The organism is Paenibacillus sp. J22R56 (genome assembly GCF_056269375.1).
Window position 1 is genome coordinate 456,883 of the sequence record NZ_JBWDNV010000001.1, and the last position, 17,889, is coordinate 474,771.

Here is a 17,889-nt window from a genome sequence, read left to right on the forward strand (position 1 = left end):
CGCAATTTTCGCTTAATTTGAATCATTATCCTTTTAAAGCGGAATCCAGATCTGCAATCAGATCGTCGATATCTTCTAGACCTACCGAGTAACGGACCAGACCGTCCGTAATACCACGCTGGTAACGCACTTCTTTCGGCATTGCCGCATGCGACATCTTCGCAGGGTAGGATAAAATACTTTCTACCGCTCCAAGACTTACCGCTACAAGCGGCAGTTGTACTCGGCTCAGCAAGCTTGCAGCACGCTCGCCGCTGCCTACATCGAAGGATACAACAGCACCATAGCCCTTCGATTGCTTCTCGTGAATTTCACGTCCCGGATGGTCTTCAAGCCCTGGGTAATACACTTGCGTAACCTCCGGATGATTCGACAGCCATTCTGCCAGCTTACGAGCACTGCGCTCACTATGCTCCATACGAGCTTGCAGGGTCTTCATACCGCGCATTAAAAGCCAGCTCTCATGAGCACTTAGAACAGCGCCAAGGCCATTCTGCAGCTGATACAAGCGGCGTCCGAGTGCTTCGTCATTCGTTACAGCGAGGCCAGCCAGCACGTCGCTATGGCCGCTCAGGAACTTCGTAGCGCTATGCAGTACAATATCGACACCAAGCTCGAATGGACGCTGATGGTAAGGGGTCATGAAGGTGTTATCAAGCATCGTCAGAAGACCCTTTTCTTTCGCCCAGCCAGCTACTAACGAGATATCGGTAATTTTGAGCGTAGGATTGGAAGGCGTCTCCATGAAGACTGCTTTCGTGTTAGGCTTCAGCGCCTCTTGTACTTGCTCGAAATCCGTCATATCTACAAAGGTTGTCTCAATATTGAACCGCGTTAATACCGCCGTCAACAAACGATAAGTACCACCGTACACATCTTCCGTTACGATAACATGATCACCAGCAGACAGCAGCATAAAGGTTGTCGAGATTGCTGCCATGCCCGATGCAAAAGCAAAACCACGTGTACCACCCTCAAGCAGAGCGATATAATTCTCCAGCGCTTCACGAGTCGGGTTGCCGGAACGGCTGTAATCGTGATGCGGCGGATCCATAATATCAGCTTGATGGAAAGTGGATGCTTGGAAAATCGGAGTACTTGAAGCACCCGTTTGTTCATCAATTTCAGCGCCGAAATGAAGCAGCTTTGTCGCAAAGCTGCGGCCGGCGATTTTTTCAAGATTATGTCGGTCTGTCATATTCGATTACGCCTCCTGGATTTCACTTTTTGCCGCAGCGAGTGCCTGCTCGAGGTCTGCGATCAAATCATCTGCATGTTCAATCCCCACGGAGAAGCGCAGAAGCCGGTCATCTACACCAATTTGTTGACGGATTTCTAACGGAATGTCCGCATGTGTCTGTACAGCAGGATAAGTCATAAGCGATTCAACACCGCCAAGGCTTTCTGCAAAGGCAATCAGCTTAATGTGGCGGAGAATCGGCTCTACATAACGGGCATCCTTCAAGCGGAAGGAGAAAATACCCGTGTTGCCTGATGACTGTTTATTTTGAATCTCATGGCCAGGATGATGCGGGAGTGCAGGATAATAAACATCCTCAATCGCTTCATGCTCCATTAAGTAATTCGCAATCGCTGTTGCATTATATTGATGGCGTTCCATACGAAGCGCCAGTGTCTTCATACCGCGCATTAACAGCCAGGAATCCTGTGGTCCAAGAACGGCACCAAGTGAATTATGCAGGAAGCCCATTTGCTGGGACAACTCGGCTCCCTTAGTTACAATTAAACCTGCAAGCACGTCGTTATGGCCGCCTAAATATTTGGTTGCGCTGTGTACGACGATATCTGCTCCAAGCTCAATTGGACGTTGGAAGAACGGTGTAAGTAAAGTATTATCAACGATGGTAAGGAGACCTTTGGACTTCGCCCAAGCGGATACCCGCTCCAGGTCAGTGATCATCATCAACGGATTCGTTGGCGTCTCGATCACGATCGCCTTCGTGTTCGGCTGAAGCAGCTCAGATATGCCGTCTAGATCATTCGTATCGACATAAGAAGCCGTAACGCCGTATCTCGACATGATTTTTTCAAGCAAACGGTATGTGCCGCCGTACAAATCCAGCGATACGATCAGATGATCGCCTTGACCAAACAAAGCGAAGATCGTTGTCAAAGCGGCCATACCGGAACTACAGGCAAACCCTGCATCACCGGATTCGAGCTGAGCTGCAGCTTCTTCAAGAACAGAACGTGTCGGGCTTTTCGTACGGGCATAATCAAACCCCGTACTTTGGCCAAGCTGAGGATGACGGAATGCCGTCGACTGATAGACCGGGAAGCTGATCGCACCCGTAACTGGCTCCTTTTGAGAACCGATTTGCGCAAGATGACTTTCAATTTTCATAAAATTCGTCCGTCTCCTTTATCGTCGTTTGTCTAAGTTATATATTTAGATACCTCCGCCCAAATCATAGGGCGTTTGTTGGTATACGTAATAGTTCAACCAGTTCGAGAACAGCAAGTTAGCATGGGAGCGCCATGTCGAATAAGGGAGTTTTTCCGGATTATCTCCCGGGAAATAGTTCACTGGAAGGTCAACTTCCATTCCTTTTGCTTTATCACGGTCATATTCATACTTCAGCGTAAGTGGATCGTATTCGGAATGCCCGCTGACAAAGATTTGTCTGCCGTCTTTCGAAGCTACAATATATACGCCAGAATCCTCAGACTCCGACAAAATCTCCAAGTCGCCGATGTTCTCAATATCCTCGCGGCGAACCTCTGTATGACGGGATTGTGGAACGAAGAACATTTCATCAAAACCACGCAGCAGATTGACGTTTTGCTTCTCTGTCGTGTGCGGAAATACACCAAAAATCTTCTTATCCAAATCATACTTCGGTACACCGTAATGATGGTACAAGCCTGCCTGCGAGGCCCAACAAATATGGAAGGTCGACGTTACTTGACGTCTGCTCCAATCCATAATGTCCTTCAGCTCTTCCCAATAATTCACGTCTTCGAATGACAGATGTTCCACCGGAGCGCCAGTAATAACAAGGCCGTCATAGTACTGGTCCTTAATATCATCAAACGTTTTGTAGAAGGATTCAAGATGCTCATGCGAAGTATTTTTCGATGTATGCGTCTTTGGATGCAGCAGCACAATTTCCAACTGCAGCGGGGTATTCCCGATCAGACGGAGAAGCTGTGTTTCCGTTGTTTCCTTCGTCGGCATCAAGTTCAGTATGGCAATCCGCAGTGGACGGATATCTTGATGGAAAGCTGTACTTTCATCCATAACGAAAATATTCTCATTGTTCAAAATCTCTTTAGCTGGTAAAAAATCAGGTACTTTAATCGGCATTGCGATCACTCCTTTGCTTCGATATCGGCCTTCTAGACGCAAAAAAGACCCTTTCTGCCGTGAGAAAAGGTCGTGCGCTCATCAAAAAGAGCCTTCGCCTCCCTCATCTCTCAGAAACTAAAGTTTCCGCAAGAATTAGCACCGTGCTTACGCCGGTTGCCGGGCTTCATCGGGCTAGTCCCTCCGCCTGCTCTTGATAAGAAAGTAGATCTATTCGGTTGTCGAATTCCAATTCTATTCTTAACTTTAATGGATTCTGTCATTCGCGTCAAGGTCGATGTTGACATATACTACAGGAGGCTGATGGGTATCCCGCTGCCGCCTATTTTTCCGCTTGTATGTAAAGGATATGCGGGAGTATACTAGACAAGGATTAAAAGCCATTTTTTCATGAAGAATAAAGGGATAAAGGAGTGCTAAAGGACATGGAAGGCGACCGACCTAAGCCTGACAACAATCGAATACGGCTGCTGCCGGATAAACAGTTGCTCAAGCGGGCGTTAGCTTTTTAACTCCGTTCTCTTGCACTTGTGTTCATCCGGCAGTCTCCGTTACATGAGAGGAGAAGCTCGGATGAAAATTCGTCATGTAAACAACGGGTTATTTACCCTTATTGAAGACATTAATGAAACCCTTGTTCCTGCCAGGGAAGGATTCTATTGGATTGATGCCGATATTGAGGATCTTGCCATTTTGCAGCCATTATTCGGCATGCATGATCTTGCTGTGGAGGACTGCTTAAGCGAAGAGGAACAACGACCTAAGCTCGAAATTTATGAAGGCCAATATTTTATTGTAATTAACAGTATTCGTTTTGATGATGAGGAAATTTTCCTGCGTGCACTTAACATTTTTCTAGGCCGTCATTATATTATTACAATTACTAAGCAAAAGCTGAACGAACTTCGCAGTTTGAAGCCCATCTTGTGGGAGCAGGAAGTTAATCGGCCAGACTATTTCCTATACCATCTCGTCGACATTGTTGTCGATAATTACTTCCAAGTTGGCGACCGAATTGATAATCGGATCGAAATGCTGGAAGAAGATATATTAATGAATACAAAAAAATCGCATCTGAACGAAATCATCGGTTTACGCGGCGAGATCTTGTGGCTCAAGAAAGTGCTGGGTCCGCAAAAAGACCTCATCGCTACGCTCAACAAGCGTGACTTAAAGCTGATCGATGATCAGTTGCAAAAATATTTCAGCGATATTTATGAGAACGCCGTAAAAATCGCCGAGTCCTTCGATACGTATCGAGAGCTCATGGGCAACTTACGAGAAGCTTATCAGTCGAGTATCTCCGCCAGAGCGAATGAAATCATGCGCGTGTTCACCGCCATGACGACAATCTTCATGCCACTGACCTTTATTACCGGGATCTACGGGATGAACTTTGACTTCATACCAGGCATGCATGTGCACGGCGGATCGATTATCTTACTTGGTATTATGCTTGCACTCGGAGCAGGTATGTTGGTTGTGTTTAGGAAGAAAAAATGGTTGTAAGTGGGGAGCCCCCGTGGTTGGGGCGGCTTTTTTTGTGCGCTGATATGCTGGTGCGGGTGCGGGTCGGTATGCTCCGGGGACGGGAGAGATCTCCTTTCAGCCGCTGTTGTCTACACTTTGCCTGAACAATATCCACAGGTTGCAAAGTGTAGACAAAGGCGGGCGTTACACTCTTCCATGGAGATCTCCCCCTTACCCCTGCGCCCCTCCCCAACCTCCCTGCCCTCCGCGCAGCAGCCAGCGGCCGAATCCCTTCGGGCGGCTGCGGGTGCGGGGCAAAAGGGAACAGGCTCAGGTGCTATCGCACGAGCCTGGGCACATAGTGCCCTTCTTTGGCCTGTGGCCAAACTAGCGCAGATCAAAGAAAAAAAAGGCCCTACAGTAGGGCCCTAGAAGGTCCCTTGCGCGGAAGTAGCACCGGAAGAACTAACTAGTTACTTGAATAACGATAGAGCTCATACGATCGAGAATGTGATAAGTTAGTCTTGACTCCACGCCACAATTAGACCGCATTCAGAGAGAGCTACCTCTTCACCCCATTACTCACCTCACAGCCTTGTAAGATGCACCAATCCTCACTATTAGTGAGGACAAACTCACTAATTCATCCCCGAATGTCGGATATTTTCGAATTAGTGAGGCTTTACGCCTTATTGCTACGTTAAGCCTCACTAACAGTGAGGCTAAGCTCATTGTTGGGCCAAAGAGCCCCCATGAGATCACATTTAGCGCGAACAGCCTCATTATTTAGTGAGGTTCCATCGCTAATCACGCTATGTTGAGATTTTCTGCTTATCCACTAACACCTACTGCCTAATTTCTCACCTAACAGCCGTATAAGCTGCACCAATCCTCACTCTTAGTGAGGCAATACGTACTAATTCAGCACCGAATGACGGCTATTTTCGAATTAGCGAGGTTTGGCACCTTATTGCTACGTTCAGCCTCACAAACAGTGAGGCTAGGCTCATTGTTGGGCCAAAGAGCCCCCATAAGATCGCATTTAGCGCGAACAGCCTCATTATTTAGTGAGGTTCCATCACTAATTCGCCTCACAAAGTCGAACAAAAACAACCATCGCATAAGCGATGGCTGTTTTCTCTAGTTAATTATGCTTCGTCGTACAGATTCGCCGACAGGTAACGTTCCCCTGTGTCGGGGAGAAGGACGATGATGTTTTTGCCTTTGTTTTCTGCCCGGCTAGCCAGTTCGGTGGCTGCGAATGCTGCGGCGCCGGAGGAGATACCGACCAGCAAGCCTTCGCTGCGTGCCAATTGGCGGGAGGTGCGGTAGGCGTCTTCATTTTTGACCTTGATGATCTCGTCAACGACTTCAGCGTTATAGTTATCCGGAACAAAGCCAGCGCCGATGCCTTGAATCAGATGGACGCCTCTTTCACCGCCCGATAATACAGGCGAGTTAAAGGGCTCTACTGCAACAATCTTGACGTTTGGATTTAGCTCCTTCAATCTCTCGCCTACGCCTGAGATTGTACCGCCTGTACCTACACCAGCTACAAAAATATCGACTTTCCCATCCGTATCTCGCCAAATTTCTTCCGCCGTTGTCCGTTTATGAACTTCCGGATTCGCCGGATTGCTGAATTGCATCGGTATGTAGGCGTTTGGAATTTTAGCTGCCAGCTCATCTGCTTTCCGGATCGCTCCTGACATTCCTTCGGATGCAGGGGTTAGAACAAGCTCAGCGCCAAGCGCTTCAAGCAGCTTCCGGCGTTCAATACTGAACGACTCCGGCAAAATAATGATTAAGCGGTAACCTAAGGCTGCTGCAGCAAAAGCCAGTGCAATACCGGTATTGCCACTCGTTGGCTCGATAATAACAGAGCCTTCCACGAGCTTCCCTTTTTCCTCGGCATCCTTAATCATCGCAAGTCCAATCCGGTCTTTGACGCTGCCGGCCGGATTGAAATACTCCAGCTTCGCAATAACTTTCGCAAGTGACTCATGACGCTTATTGTAATGAGTAAGCTCGAGCAATGGTGTATTGCCGATCAACTCCGTCAAATTGCTATAAATGTTTGGCATAACTTTTCGCACCTTTCTTCCTGGATCTCCATTTCATTATATCATTTACGAGATCAAACTGAAGCATGCTCAAGCTGTTAGATCCTCTTCCGCTTCACGCGCACCCTTTTCCAGGTTGACCTTCCACAATAGAGCAATTCCGATAAGGAAAAAGGCCACTAAAGATAAAATGGCTACCCGGCTGGAGCCGGTAATTGTGCCAACAACTGAAAACACAAGTGGTCCTGCGAAGGAAGAAAACTTGCTCGAAAGGGACAAAAATCCGAAAAACTCACCTGATCGCGTCGGCGGCACTAGATCAGCATAGATGGAACGGGCCACCGATTGGCTTCCGCCCTGGACAAATCCCACCATAATGGCAAGCGCATAGAAATGTAGAGCACTCGTCATAAAGAAGCCAAGCCCCACAATTACGACATAGATCATCAACGCGTAATATAACATCTTCTTGGAGCCAAAGCGTCCGGCAAGCTTGCCGAACAAGATCGTACAAGGCCAACCAACAAACTGAGTAATGAGCAAAGCAATAATCAAATCACTTGTCTCAATTCCAATACCTGCACCATAAATGGTCGCCATGACAATAACCGTATTAATTCCATCATTAAAAAACCAGAACGCTAACATATATTTGAGCAGCTCCGGGTACTTCTTCAGCATCGAGAAGGTCTGTCTGATCCGGACAAAGCCTGCACGAACGACTTCTCCTGGCCCGCTCTGCCCATGGTCCTTCCTTGACTCCTTCACCCAGCGGAGAATCGGAATGGAGAAAAGCAACCACCAAATCCCTACCGTAATAAAGACCATTTGGGTGGCGAATGTTTTGCTCGGAAATCCTAACATTTCCCATTTTTCAATCATGATGACGTTTACAAGCAGCAGCAGTCCTCCGCCTGCATAACCATAAGCATAGCCTTGAGCGCTCACCCGATCCCTTTGTCCTTGTGGCACGCCGTCCGCCAGCATCGAATCATAGAACGTATTGCCCCCGGAGTAACCAATAGAGCCAATCACCATGAGAATCGAGGCCAGCAGCCAATCCCCATCTCCAGCAAACGCCATAAATACGCAGGATAAGACGCCTGTCATCATAAATATTGATAAAAACCTCAGCTTGGAACCCGTGTAATCGGCAATTGCGCCAAGAATCGGCGATAAAATGGCAACCAGAAGCATCGCTATGCTTTGGGTATAACCCCAATACGTTTCCGCTCTGTTGCCCGCAAGGTGGATCGCCGCTACATCGGAATAATACACGGGCAACACCGCTGCCATCATCGTTGTAGCGAAGGCTGAATTCGCCCAATCATACATTTTCCATCCGCGTAATGCTTTCTGATCCAGCACAAACGCCTCCCATATGGTAATGGCTATACTTCAGCAATAGTTCGACGGTACCCTGTTTATTCCTCTTTTAAGAATTTTTGAAGCTTGGCTGCTTTTTTGCTGTAATCCTCCATTTGCTTTATAATATTAAGTGATCATGTTCGAGGGGGAATTGAATTGAATATTAGCCAGCTTGAAACGCTCCTCACCATATCGAAAACGATGAGCTTCCGAAAAGCCGGCGAACTGCTGAATTTAACTCAGCCTGCCGTCTCAGCTCAAATTAAGACGCTCGAGGAAGAATTCAAGACGGTTCTAATCGATCGCAACCAGCCAGTCACCCTGACCGACCATGGAAAAGTTTTCCTGGAGCATGCAGAGCGGATTTTATCGGTTGTCGAGGAATTGAAGCAGAAACTGTCAGACTTGAATGCGACACCTCAGGGCCATATTATATTAGGAACAACCTCATCGATGGCCATTCAGATTTTGCCCCGGGTGTTGTCCTATTTCCAAGATCAGTACCCGCTGATCAAAACAACAATTCATACGATGCCTTCCTCTCAGGTTATGGCTAGTGTGGAGAACGGCTCGGTAGACATTGGCATTTCGTACATAGCTGAAAAGAATCCAAATGTGAACTCCTCTATTCTTTATTACGATTCGTTTGTCCTCGTTGCTTCTCCGGCTCATCCTTTGAGCCAAGTAACGCATACTACCATAGATATGCTGAAGGATATGCCTTTCATCATGCTTGCTCCTGATACGTTAGGCCGCAGATTCCTGGATCAGATCTTCAAGAAAAATAACATCCAGCCGAATATTATTATGGAACTGTCCAGCAGTGAGGAAGTCAAACGGATGGTTGAGATTAACCTCGGCGTTGCCGTCGTATCCAAGCTATCCATTGCAAACGAATTAAAGTTAGGCTCACTTAAAATCATCAAAGTCGCAGAGCTTGAACCTTATCATCCGGTCGCGGTTGTCTACAAATCCGGCAGATACTTAAATATTGCGATGCAGCAATTTTTAAGTGACTTGAAGGGTATGCCGGAGCAATCATTTCTTGGCAGCGAGTAAGATGCAATGCTTACGAAGTAAGAATCACTATAAATGGCCAATATCCTGGCCATTTGGGCAGCAATTCTTTAAGCTCATGCTTACGAAGTAAGAATCACTACAAATGGCCAATATCCTGGCCATTTGGGCAGCAATTCTTTTGAGGAGGAACTCATTATGAAATTCGATTTGCACACCCATCATGAACGTTGCGGTCACGCGAACGGTACGATCGAAGATTATATTATTGCTGCGCTTGATGCCGACCTTCAAGTCATTGGCATCTCAGACCATTCGCCTTATTTCGGAAGCGAGCAAGACCAGCCTTTTCCCGGCATTGCCATGGCTCGCAGCGATTTCTCCAGCTATGTTGATGAAGTCCTTCGATTGAAGGAAAAGTATAAAGGCCGTATTGAAGTACTGCTTGGGATGGAATCGGATTTCTTCCCGAAGCATGCAGAAACTTACCGTTCGGCTTACCAGGGTGTACCTTTCGATTATTTGATTGGTTCAGTCCATCAGGTAAGCGGTGTCAGCATTTTTAACCGTAACCGCTGGAAGGGCTTATCCGAGGAAAAGACAATTGCGGAGAAAGTATCGTATTATGATCTCATTCAGCAGTCTGCCCGCAGTGGAATGTTCGATATCTTAGGACATATTGATGCAATGAAGGGCTACTTCCCTGCTTTCTCTGATATTCCTGCTGATGAAGCGATTGATGATACTTTACGTGTAATTGCGAAGCATGATATCGCTATTGAGATCAATACATCAGGCAGCACCAAAGATGTAGGTGGATGGTATCCTTCCGATGCAATTTTGGAGAGAGCTCTTCATTTTGGGGTTAACGTCACTTTTGGATCGGATGCCCACAAACCAAGCCGAGTTGGCGATGAATTCGAGCTTGTACGCAAACGTCTAAAGGAAATTGGCTTCTCCCAGTGGGTCTTCTACCGCAAACGCCAGCAAATTATTGTTCCACTATAAAATAAAAGAGTAAAAATAAATAAAAAGGCTTCGCCTTGAGCGCAATGTCATTAAGTTAAGCTAACTTAATGACATTGCGCTTGAGCGAAGCTTTTTTTATTATACAGACAAAAAAAGTGGACCTGTGCGATCACAGGTCCAAAATTGATATATTAAAAGGGGGTCTTGTTTATTATAATAGCCTAATAATATGTTTGTACCGTAACAGAACTATTTCATTTGTGTAACAAATTCGGGCAGGAGATGACATCAATGTGGCTTGCAACTGCAGTCGGCAGCGCCGTGCTGTTTGGACTGGCAGGCTGGTGGATGAAAGTAAGCCAAATGCGCCGGGGACATGTATCGGTTATGCTGTTCGGGCTTTATGTGTCCGGTACAGCTGGTTTTGGCATCCATGCAGCAATTGAAGGAACTATCGATCAATTAAGTGATTATCGGGTATGGATCGCGGGGATTATCATTGGAGCAGGCTCTGCCCTAGGCAACGCTTTGTTCATGAAGGCTTTGGACTATGGCCCAGCGAGCTTAACTTCCCCTTTAACGAATATGAATATTGTGCTTGTTGTAGCACTAGGCACCCTTTATTACGGAGAATCTTTACGGGCAACAGAATCGCTGGGCATTTTACTGTTACTGGTTGCCGTTGTCTTAATCTCCTACAAAAAACAATCACAATCTACAGCCATACAGTCCCGCTGGTACCTATATGTAATTGCAGCTGTTCTCTTCTTCACCTTCCGTAATGGAGGATTAAAGATCACAGAGGAGCTCGGCTTATCCAGTGCACCAATTCTTTTTATCGGATATGCCCTATCCCTTATATGGTTCGCCTTTCCAGTTAGAAAAGCTACAGACCGCGCAGCATTCCGGACCGGCTTAAAGCTTGGCTTGCTCGCAGGCTTGTTCTCTTATGGCGGACTCCAGCTGTATGCGGTCGCGTTAGCAACTGGCCCCGCTAACCTGGCTGCACCCATCTTTGCGACGAACAGCCTTGTTGTTGCAGCAGGTTCTATACTTATCTACAAAGAGAGGCTCAACCGCGCCCAATGGGCGGCATTCCTCCTGACCATTGCCGGACTAATCATCATTCGGATCTAATTGTATCAAAGCACAAAAGCACCGCCAGAGTCTGCTGATTGCAGAACCTAGCGGTGCTTTTCACTTATCGATTATTTCAGTAAAGCATCAATTGAGATATCACCTGCGCCAACAAAGGCTACTCCAAGGGCAACCGCGATCAATACCAGATTGTATTCATAACCATTCTGTGTAACCCAGAGACCGTTCGCGCCATGAACCTTCACAATCGCCATAATCATTGGGATGATCAGTAAAGCAGCGCCAACTTCGATCCACAATCCAGCTCCGAACAACAAGCCGCCAACAACCTCTGTCAGACCTGCACCTGCTGCCATCAGGACACCTGGTTTAAGCCCTAAAGATTCCATCCATCCTCCGGTACCTTTGAGTCCATACCCGCCAAACCAGCCAAACAGCTTCTGTGCACCATGACCTATCATCAATAAACCAATAGCTACCCGTATAATCAATAATCCTGTATCTAACATTTTAACTCTCTCCCTTTATCTATTCTTCTCTTTTAGTGAGCGGCCGCTCTTGATGCACTCATCATAATGTATGTTACTTACTTTAGTCAAGTGAATATAAATAAAATAGTTAATATCCAAATTTGGCTATTTCAACGAACTTACTTTTCCATAGAACATATGCTACAATGAAGGTAGAAAAAGGGGTGATCGCGTTGGATTATTCAACTATGTGCCCAAAGTATGAAGCTGCGGCCGACATTTTAGGTAAGAAATGGACAGGGCTTATTATTCGGGTCATGCTTGGCGGACCTAAACGGTTCAAGGAAATTAAAGAGCAGATTCCCGAGATGAGTGACAAGATGTTAACGGATCGGATGAAGGAATTAGAAAGTCAGAATATCATCAAACGAACGGTCTATCCTGAAATGCCTGTTCGAATCGAATATGAACTAACGCCGAAGGGCCGCGAGCTCCAGCCTGTTATCGAATCGATACAAAACTGGGGCGAGCATTGGATGTAAGGATTTTACTCAAAAAAAGCTGTGCCAGACAGGATTATCACTCCCCTGTCTGGCACAGCTTTTTTGCTTTGGTTGACATTCCTCGGCAACTATTTTACTATATTGATAATAGTTATCATTATCAAATATAGGATAAGAAAAAGCCCCCCGCTATTCGGAGGGCATTGTTCTTATCCAAGCCATTTTTTGAACAGATGTTTGGTTGTATCACGGTTGATTGCTGCGATCGAAGTTGTAAGTGGAATACCTTTCGGGCAAGAGCGCACGCAGTTTTGCGAGTTACCGCAGCCTTCGATACCACCGTCTTCCATCAGCGTCTCCAGACGTTCAGCCTTGTTCATTTCACCAGTAGGGTGAACGTTGAACAAGCGCACTTGGGAGATCGCTTGCGGGCCGATAAAGCTGTTCCGATCATTAACGTTCGGGCAAGCTTCCATACAAACGCCGCAAGTCATACATTTGGACAATTCGTAAGCCCATTGACGTTTCGACTCGGCGAGACGTGGTCCAGGACCCAGATCATACGTACCGTCGATTGGAATCCATGCTTTAACCCGTTTGAGCGCGTTGAACATGCGCTCGCGGTTAATAACAAGGTCACGTACGACAGGGAATGTACGCATAGGCTCAAGGCGTACTGGCTGTTCGAGCTGATCGATCAGCGCGCTGCACGCTTGGCGAGGCTTGCCGTTGATAACCATCGAGCAGGCACCACATACTTCCTCAAGACAGTTCGATTCCCAACATACAGGAGCCGTGTTGCCGCCGTCCGATTTTCTCGGATTACGTTGAATCTCCATCAGGCCGCTGATAACGTTCATGTTAGCGCGGTAAGGGATCTCAAACTCTTCTGTATACGGCTGGGAGTCTGGTCCATCTTGACGGGTAATAACGAACTTTACGGTTTTTGTTGCTGTCGTTTGAGCCATTGTTATTCTCCTTTCTTCTTGTTGGCTGTATAGTCGCGTTTACGCGGTTTGATAAGTGAAGTATCAACTTCTTCGTACGAAATTTGTGGACCTTCTGGCGTCCAGGTTGCTTTCGTTGTTTTCAGGAAGTCTTCGTCATTACGATCCGGGAAGTCTGGCTTGTAATGCGCGCCGCGGCTTTCGTCACGGAGCAAAGCACCAAGTGTCATCGCTTCGGACAGTTCAAGCATGTTCCACAGCTGACGTGTGAAGGCAACGCTTGAGTTGTTCCATTGCGCCGTATCGTTAATGTTAATGTTCTGGTAACGCTGCTTCAGCTCTTTGATCTTGTCGATCGTTAGCTTCAGCTTATCATTGAAACGAACTACGGTCATGTTGTTCGTCATCCATTCGCCAAGCTCTTTGTGAAGGACATAAGCATTTTCCGTACCGTTCATGCTTAGGATCTTGTTGTATTTATCAGTTTGACGTTTTTTCTCACTATCAAATACCGAAGAGGCAACATCCTCAGAAGACTTCTTAAGGCCATTAATGTACTCGACTGCTTTTGGTCCTGCAACCATACCGCCAAAGATAGCAGACAAGAGCGAGTTCGCACCAAGACGGTTCGCACCATGGTAATTGTAATCACATTCGCCAGCTGCGAAGAGACCTGGGATGTTCGTCATTTGGTTGTAGTCAACCCACATGCCGCCCATCGAATAGTGAACTGCAGGGAAGATCTTCATCGGAATTTTACGCGGGTCGTCGCCCATAAATTTCTCGTAAATTTCGATGATACCGCCGAGCTTAACATCAAGCTCCTTCGGATCTTTATGCGACAGGTCAAGGTATACCATGTTCTCGCCGTTGATACCAAGCTTGTCATCAACGCAGACGCTGAAGATCTCACGTGTTGCGATATCACGCGGAACAAGGTTGCCGTAAGCAGGATATTTCTCTTCAAGGAAGTACCAAGGCTTACCGTCTTTATAAGTCCAGATCCGGCCGCCTTCACCACGAGCAGATTCAGACATCAGACGAAGTTTATCGTCGCCTGGAATTGCCGTTGGATGAATTTGAATAAATTCGCCGTTAGCGTAATGTACGCCTTGCTGGTAAGCCGCACTTGCTGCAGTACCAGTATTAATAACGGAGTTTGTTGTTTTACCAAAGATGATACCAGGACCGCCGGATGCGAGAATAACTGCGTCGCCAACGAAAGTATGTACTTCCATCGAGCGCAGGCTTTGCGCTGAAACACCACGACAGATGCCTTCATCATCCAATACAGCGCCAAGGAATTCCCAGTGCTCGTATTTCGTTACGAGACCAGCTGCTTCCCAGCGGCGAACTTGCTCGTCCAGTGCGTACAGCAGCTGTTGGCCAGTTGTTGCACCTGCAAAGGCTGTACGGTGATATTGCGTACCGCCGAAACGACGGAAGTCAAGCAGACCCTCTGGTGTACGGCTGAACATTACGCCCATACGGTCCATCAAGTGAATAATGCCAGGTGCAGCTTCACACATTGCTTTTACCGGAGGCTGGTTCGCGAGGAAGTCGCCGCCGTAGACGGTATCGTCAAAGTGCTCCCAAGGGGAGTCGCCTTCACCTTTTGTATTAACAGCGCCGTTAATGCCGCCTTGCGCGCAAACGGAATGGGAACGTTTAACCGGCACGACGGAGAATAAATCCACATGCACGCCCGCTTCCGCCGCTTTTACGGTTGCCATAAGGCCGGCAAGTCCGCCACCAACGACGATAATTTTATTTTTAGCCATAACGTTTCGCTCCTTGTCTAAATACTACTAACCGATATTGGTCAATGCCAATGCGGCACTTGCTGCTTCTTTGAACTCGTCACCTGTGAAAGCGATAAGGGACAGAATGAACAGCGCAGATACCAGTACAAAGATGACCATGCAAATGTTCGCCGAAACTTTTTGTGCCTTCGGCGATACTGTAATCCCCCAGCTAACAAGGAATGCCCAAAGGCCATTGCTGAAGTGGAATACCGCAGCCAGAATACCAATGAGATACAAGATAAACAAAGCAGGGCTTGTTGCGATATCATGCATCGTCGAGCCAAGCTCTTCATGTGTCACATTGCCCAGTGCGACTTGCACACGAGTTTCAAACACATGCCAGAAGATAAAGATGAAGGTAATAACCCCCGTAATACGCTGCATCGTGAACGCCCAGTTGCGGCCGTATTGGAACCGTCCCGAGTTGAGGTTCGACTGATAAGCCATGTATAGGCCATAAATACCGTGGAACAAGATCGGCAGGTAAATACCGAAAATTTCGAGCAGCGTTACAATAGGCAGATCATTAATGAAGCTTACTGCCTTAGTGAAGCCTTCCGGCCCACGTTCATACGCCTGAAAATTGGCGAGCGCATGCACGATGATAAACCCACCGAGCGGAATCACCCCTAGAAGAGAGTGCAGCTTGCGCCAGTAGTACGAATTTCCGTTCATTAATACTTCTCCTTTCCAGTACTCCATCACATTTTACTGTTGACAAACCATTCTACATTTTACCCCCGGTACTTACGTCCGTCAACAAAAGTCGACACCAGGTGTGAAAAGATTCACTCCACGTCATTGTGAAGACTTTCCTCTAAAGCTACCCCTTTAATCCTACTCCTTTTGGACTTATAATGGAATTGCATATTTATTATAATTTATTATAACAATTTCGCATAAGCGACCGGAGTGACGATAATGATCGAAGAATTCAATATGTTCGCAGCAATTGTTGAACATTCCAGCATGAATAAAGCGGCAGCCCTTCTAAATTTGTCTCAGCCAGCCCTATCTCGCAAAATTGCCAAACTGGAGGAGGAGATTGGAGCCAAGCTGTTCGAGCGGGTTGGTAAACGGCTTGAACTGACACGAGTTGGTCAGTTGACGTACGAATATGCAGTGAACCTGCGCAGGCTGCATCGCCGTTATATGGATTCCGTTTCCGAATATACGGCTGCAGGGCGGACTTCCATTACTATTGGGGCCAGTCTTACAACCCTTCAGACTACATTACCCGATTTCATTAAGACGCTAAACGCCAGTCATCCGGAATTTGACATCAAAGCGGTAACCGGCAAAACACATGAGATCGTTAGTCTAGTCCGGGACAATAAAGCAGATATCGCGATCATCGCTTCGATGATTGAGGATTCCCAGCTTCATTGTGTTCCACTATTCGATGATCACTTGCTGCTCGTCATTCCAACTAGTGTTTCCATTACCAGTCAGGAGCTTACAATTGAAGATTTGAACGGACTACCCATGATTCTATTCTCCAAAGGAACGTGGTACCGCAGGCTGACAGACGAAGTATTCGCCAAATACCATCTTCAGCCTGATGTCCGTATGGAGATTGACTCCTTCGAAGCAATTGTCCGTCTTCTTCATACTTGCCGCGCGGCTACTCTGCTCCCGCAATCTTATATGCGCAAGCAACTGCTAGCCGACAACGAACTCATCGTCGTCCCTATCCGTGAGCTAGAAGAAACCAAGCGAACAACTTGCCTGATCCACAACGACCCTTCCGATCTCCACCCTGCTGTCCGCAGGTGGATTGCTGAGCTCGGCCAGTAATCTGGTTTTGCTTCTTTGTCTTGTCCTTCTCTCTTCCCCGCAGGGGAGGACAGTGTTGTCCGCGCTTTTTAGCGCGCCCTTCACTGTCCTTCTTTACATTCCCGCGCAGGGGGGATGGAGGGACGGGGCATGGTTGGGTGCGGGGCTCGGTGGGTAAGGGGTATCTCTGAAGGAGCGGAGCGTTCGCCTTTGTCCTTCCTTTGCTACACCTATGTAAACCAATTCAGAGCAAAGGAAGGACAACAGCGGCCGTAAGAGATCCCCCGTCCCACCAGAGCCATCCCGCCCCATTCATCCCCGTCCATCCCATCCCCAGCGACCAGCGACAGTCGGAATAAAAAAGGACAGAGAACGCTAACTGCGCCCACTATCCTTATCATCACCTGATAATCGTTTCTTCAAACTGTTCAATCTGCTCGTTTGTCCCGATGACAACCATCACGTCTTTTTCAGTCACAACATCCGTCGCTGTAGGAGCTATTATAATACCGGTAGGCTTATTAATCGCAACGATGCTGCAGCCGAATCTGGCACGCAGATTCAAATCATTCAGAGATTTGTTATTCAGGCAATTCGGAACCGAAAGCTCAGCAATTGTATATTCCTTCGACAGCTCGATATAATCAAGCAGATTTGGACTTACAAGCTGATGAGCCACCCGGATACCCATGTCCCGCTCCGGATAAACGACGCGGTCGACTCCGATTTTCTCGAGTACACGTCCATGCAGCTCACTCATCGCTTTGGCGACAACCCGCTTCACGCCAAGATCCTTCAGTAAAATAGTCGTCAGAATACTGGCCTGAATATCATCGCCAATCGCGACAACCCCGCAGTCAAAATTACGAACGCCTAATGATCGTAAAGTTTCCTCATCCGTGCAATCCGCAGACACCGTATAAGTCAGCACATTGCTCATTTCTTGGACAGCTTCCTCATCCCGGTCGATTCCGAGCACCTCATAGCCTAATTTGATAAGCTCTCTTCCGAGACTGGAGCCAAATCGCCCAAGCCCTACGATCACAAACTGATTGTTTTTCATTCTTTCTTTCTA

16 protein-coding genes and 1 riboswitch are annotated in these 17,889 nt (G+C 47.2%); of the genes, 6 read left to right on the plus strand and 10 right to left on the minus strand.

Features of this window, described 5'->3' with window-relative positions:
- Positions 1–25: 25 nt before the first annotated feature.
- The 3 genes from AC0YNT_RS01905 to metA are packed head-to-tail and all read right to left on the minus strand — an operon-like array spanning position 26 to position 3,328.
- Positions 26–1,198, minus strand: a complete 1,173-nt coding sequence (locus AC0YNT_RS01905) for an aminotransferase class I/II-fold pyridoxal phosphate-dependent enzyme (protein ID WP_441890968.1) — start codon at positions 1,196–1,198, stop codon at positions 26–28.
- Between the two features lie 6 nt (positions 1,199–1,204).
- Positions 1,205–2,365, minus strand: a complete 1,161-nt coding sequence (locus AC0YNT_RS01910; RefSeq protein ID WP_475803087.1) for an aminotransferase class I/II-fold pyridoxal phosphate-dependent enzyme — start codon at positions 2,363–2,365, stop codon at positions 1,205–1,207.
- Positions 2,366–2,410: 45 nt separating this feature from the next.
- Positions 2,411–3,328, minus strand: a complete 918-nt coding sequence (gene metA / locus AC0YNT_RS01915; RefSeq protein ID WP_475803088.1) for a homoserine O-acetyltransferase MetA — start codon at positions 3,326–3,328, stop codon at positions 2,411–2,413.
- 100 nt (positions 3,329–3,428) lie between these two features.
- A riboswitch (SAM riboswitch) is annotated at positions 3,429–3,531 on the minus strand.
- 370 nt (positions 3,532–3,901) lie between these two features.
- Here metA and corA point away from each other — a divergent pair.
- The gene (corA, locus tag AC0YNT_RS01920) at positions 3,902–4,837 is read left to right on the plus strand and encodes a magnesium/cobalt transporter CorA (RefSeq protein WP_167280448.1); all 936 of its coding nucleotides are present in this window, start codon (positions 3,902–3,904) and stop codon (positions 4,835–4,837) included.
- Between the two features lie 1,109 nt (positions 4,838–5,946).
- On the opposite strand, the gene cysK is transcribed toward corA, so the two are convergent.
- Together cysK and AC0YNT_RS01930 are read right to left on the minus strand one after the other, a co-directional pair.
- Positions 5,947–6,882, minus strand: coding sequence for a cysteine synthase A (cysK, locus tag AC0YNT_RS01925; RefSeq protein ID WP_475803089.1), 936 nt, complete (start codon positions 6,880–6,882; stop codon positions 5,947–5,949).
- 69 nt (positions 6,883–6,951) lie between these two features.
- Positions 6,952–8,226 (minus strand): MFS transporter, encoded by a 1,275-nt coding sequence (locus tag AC0YNT_RS01930; RefSeq protein ID WP_475803407.1) that lies wholly within the window; start codon positions 8,224–8,226, stop codon positions 6,952–6,954.
- Between the two features lie 159 nt (positions 8,227–8,385).
- Here AC0YNT_RS01930 and AC0YNT_RS01935 point away from each other — a divergent pair, with 159 nt between their 5' ends.
- The 3 genes from AC0YNT_RS01935 (at position 8,386) to AC0YNT_RS01945 (ending at position 11,352) form a co-directional block, all read left to right on the plus strand.
- Positions 8,386–9,288, plus strand: a complete 903-nt coding sequence (locus tag AC0YNT_RS01935; protein ID WP_441890960.1) for a LysR family transcriptional regulator — start codon at positions 8,386–8,388, stop codon at positions 9,286–9,288.
- Between the two features lie 156 nt (positions 9,289–9,444).
- Positions 9,445–10,254 (plus strand): histidinol-phosphatase, encoded by an 810-nt coding sequence (locus AC0YNT_RS01940; protein WP_167280451.1) that lies wholly within the window; start codon positions 9,445–9,447, stop codon positions 10,252–10,254.
- 252 nt (positions 10,255–10,506) lie between these two features.
- Positions 10,507–11,352: an EamA family transporter gene (locus AC0YNT_RS01945; RefSeq protein WP_475803090.1), complete on the plus strand. Its 846-nt coding sequence runs from the start codon at positions 10,507–10,509 to the stop codon at positions 11,350–11,352.
- 71 nt (positions 11,353–11,423) lie between these two features.
- On the opposite strand, the gene AC0YNT_RS01950 is transcribed toward AC0YNT_RS01945, so the two are convergent.
- The gene (locus AC0YNT_RS01950; RefSeq protein WP_475803091.1) at positions 11,424–11,822 is read right to left on the minus strand and encodes a DoxX family protein; all 399 of its coding nucleotides are present in this window, start codon (positions 11,820–11,822) and stop codon (positions 11,424–11,426) included.
- 194 nt (positions 11,823–12,016) lie between these two features.
- Here AC0YNT_RS01950 and AC0YNT_RS01955 point away from each other — a divergent pair, with 194 nt between their 5' ends.
- The gene (locus tag AC0YNT_RS01955; protein ID WP_279590381.1) at positions 12,017–12,325 is read left to right on the plus strand and encodes a winged helix-turn-helix transcriptional regulator; all 309 of its coding nucleotides are present in this window, start codon (positions 12,017–12,019) and stop codon (positions 12,323–12,325) included.
- Positions 12,326–12,495: 170 nt separating this feature from the next.
- Here the strand turns inward: AC0YNT_RS01955 and sdhB are convergent, their stop codons facing one another.
- Genes sdhB through AC0YNT_RS01970 form a run of 3 tightly spaced genes read right to left on the minus strand, consistent with a single transcriptional unit; the run spans position 12,496 to position 15,713 of the window.
- A complete protein-coding gene (gene sdhB / locus AC0YNT_RS01960) occupies positions 12,496–13,254 on the minus strand; it encodes a succinate dehydrogenase iron-sulfur subunit (RefSeq protein WP_167280454.1) in 759 nt (252 codons plus the stop codon).
- A 2-nt stretch (positions 13,255–13,256) separates the two neighbouring features.
- Positions 13,257–15,014: a succinate dehydrogenase flavoprotein subunit gene (gene sdhA, locus AC0YNT_RS01965; protein WP_475803092.1), complete on the minus strand. Its 1,758-nt coding sequence runs from the start codon at positions 15,012–15,014 to the stop codon at positions 13,257–13,259.
- 27 nt (positions 15,015–15,041) lie between these two features.
- Positions 15,042–15,713 (minus strand): succinate dehydrogenase cytochrome b558 subunit, encoded by a 672-nt coding sequence (locus AC0YNT_RS01970; protein WP_475803093.1) that lies wholly within the window; start codon positions 15,711–15,713, stop codon positions 15,042–15,044.
- 246 nt (positions 15,714–15,959) lie between these two features.
- Between AC0YNT_RS01970 and AC0YNT_RS01975 the strand changes: the two genes are divergently transcribed.
- Entirely contained in the window at positions 15,960–16,835 is an 876-nt protein-coding gene (locus AC0YNT_RS01975; protein ID WP_441890946.1) for a LysR family transcriptional regulator, read from the plus strand.
- 379 nt (positions 16,836–17,214) lie between these two features.
- Here AC0YNT_RS01975 and AC0YNT_RS01980 read toward each other — a convergent pair whose 3' ends face one another.
- Positions 17,215–17,877 carry a potassium channel family protein gene (locus AC0YNT_RS01980; protein ID WP_167280458.1) on the minus strand — a complete coding sequence of 221 codons (663 nt, stop codon included), beginning with the start codon at positions 17,875–17,877 and terminating at the stop codon, positions 17,215–17,217.
- Between the last annotated feature and the right edge of the window lie 12 nt (positions 17,878–17,889).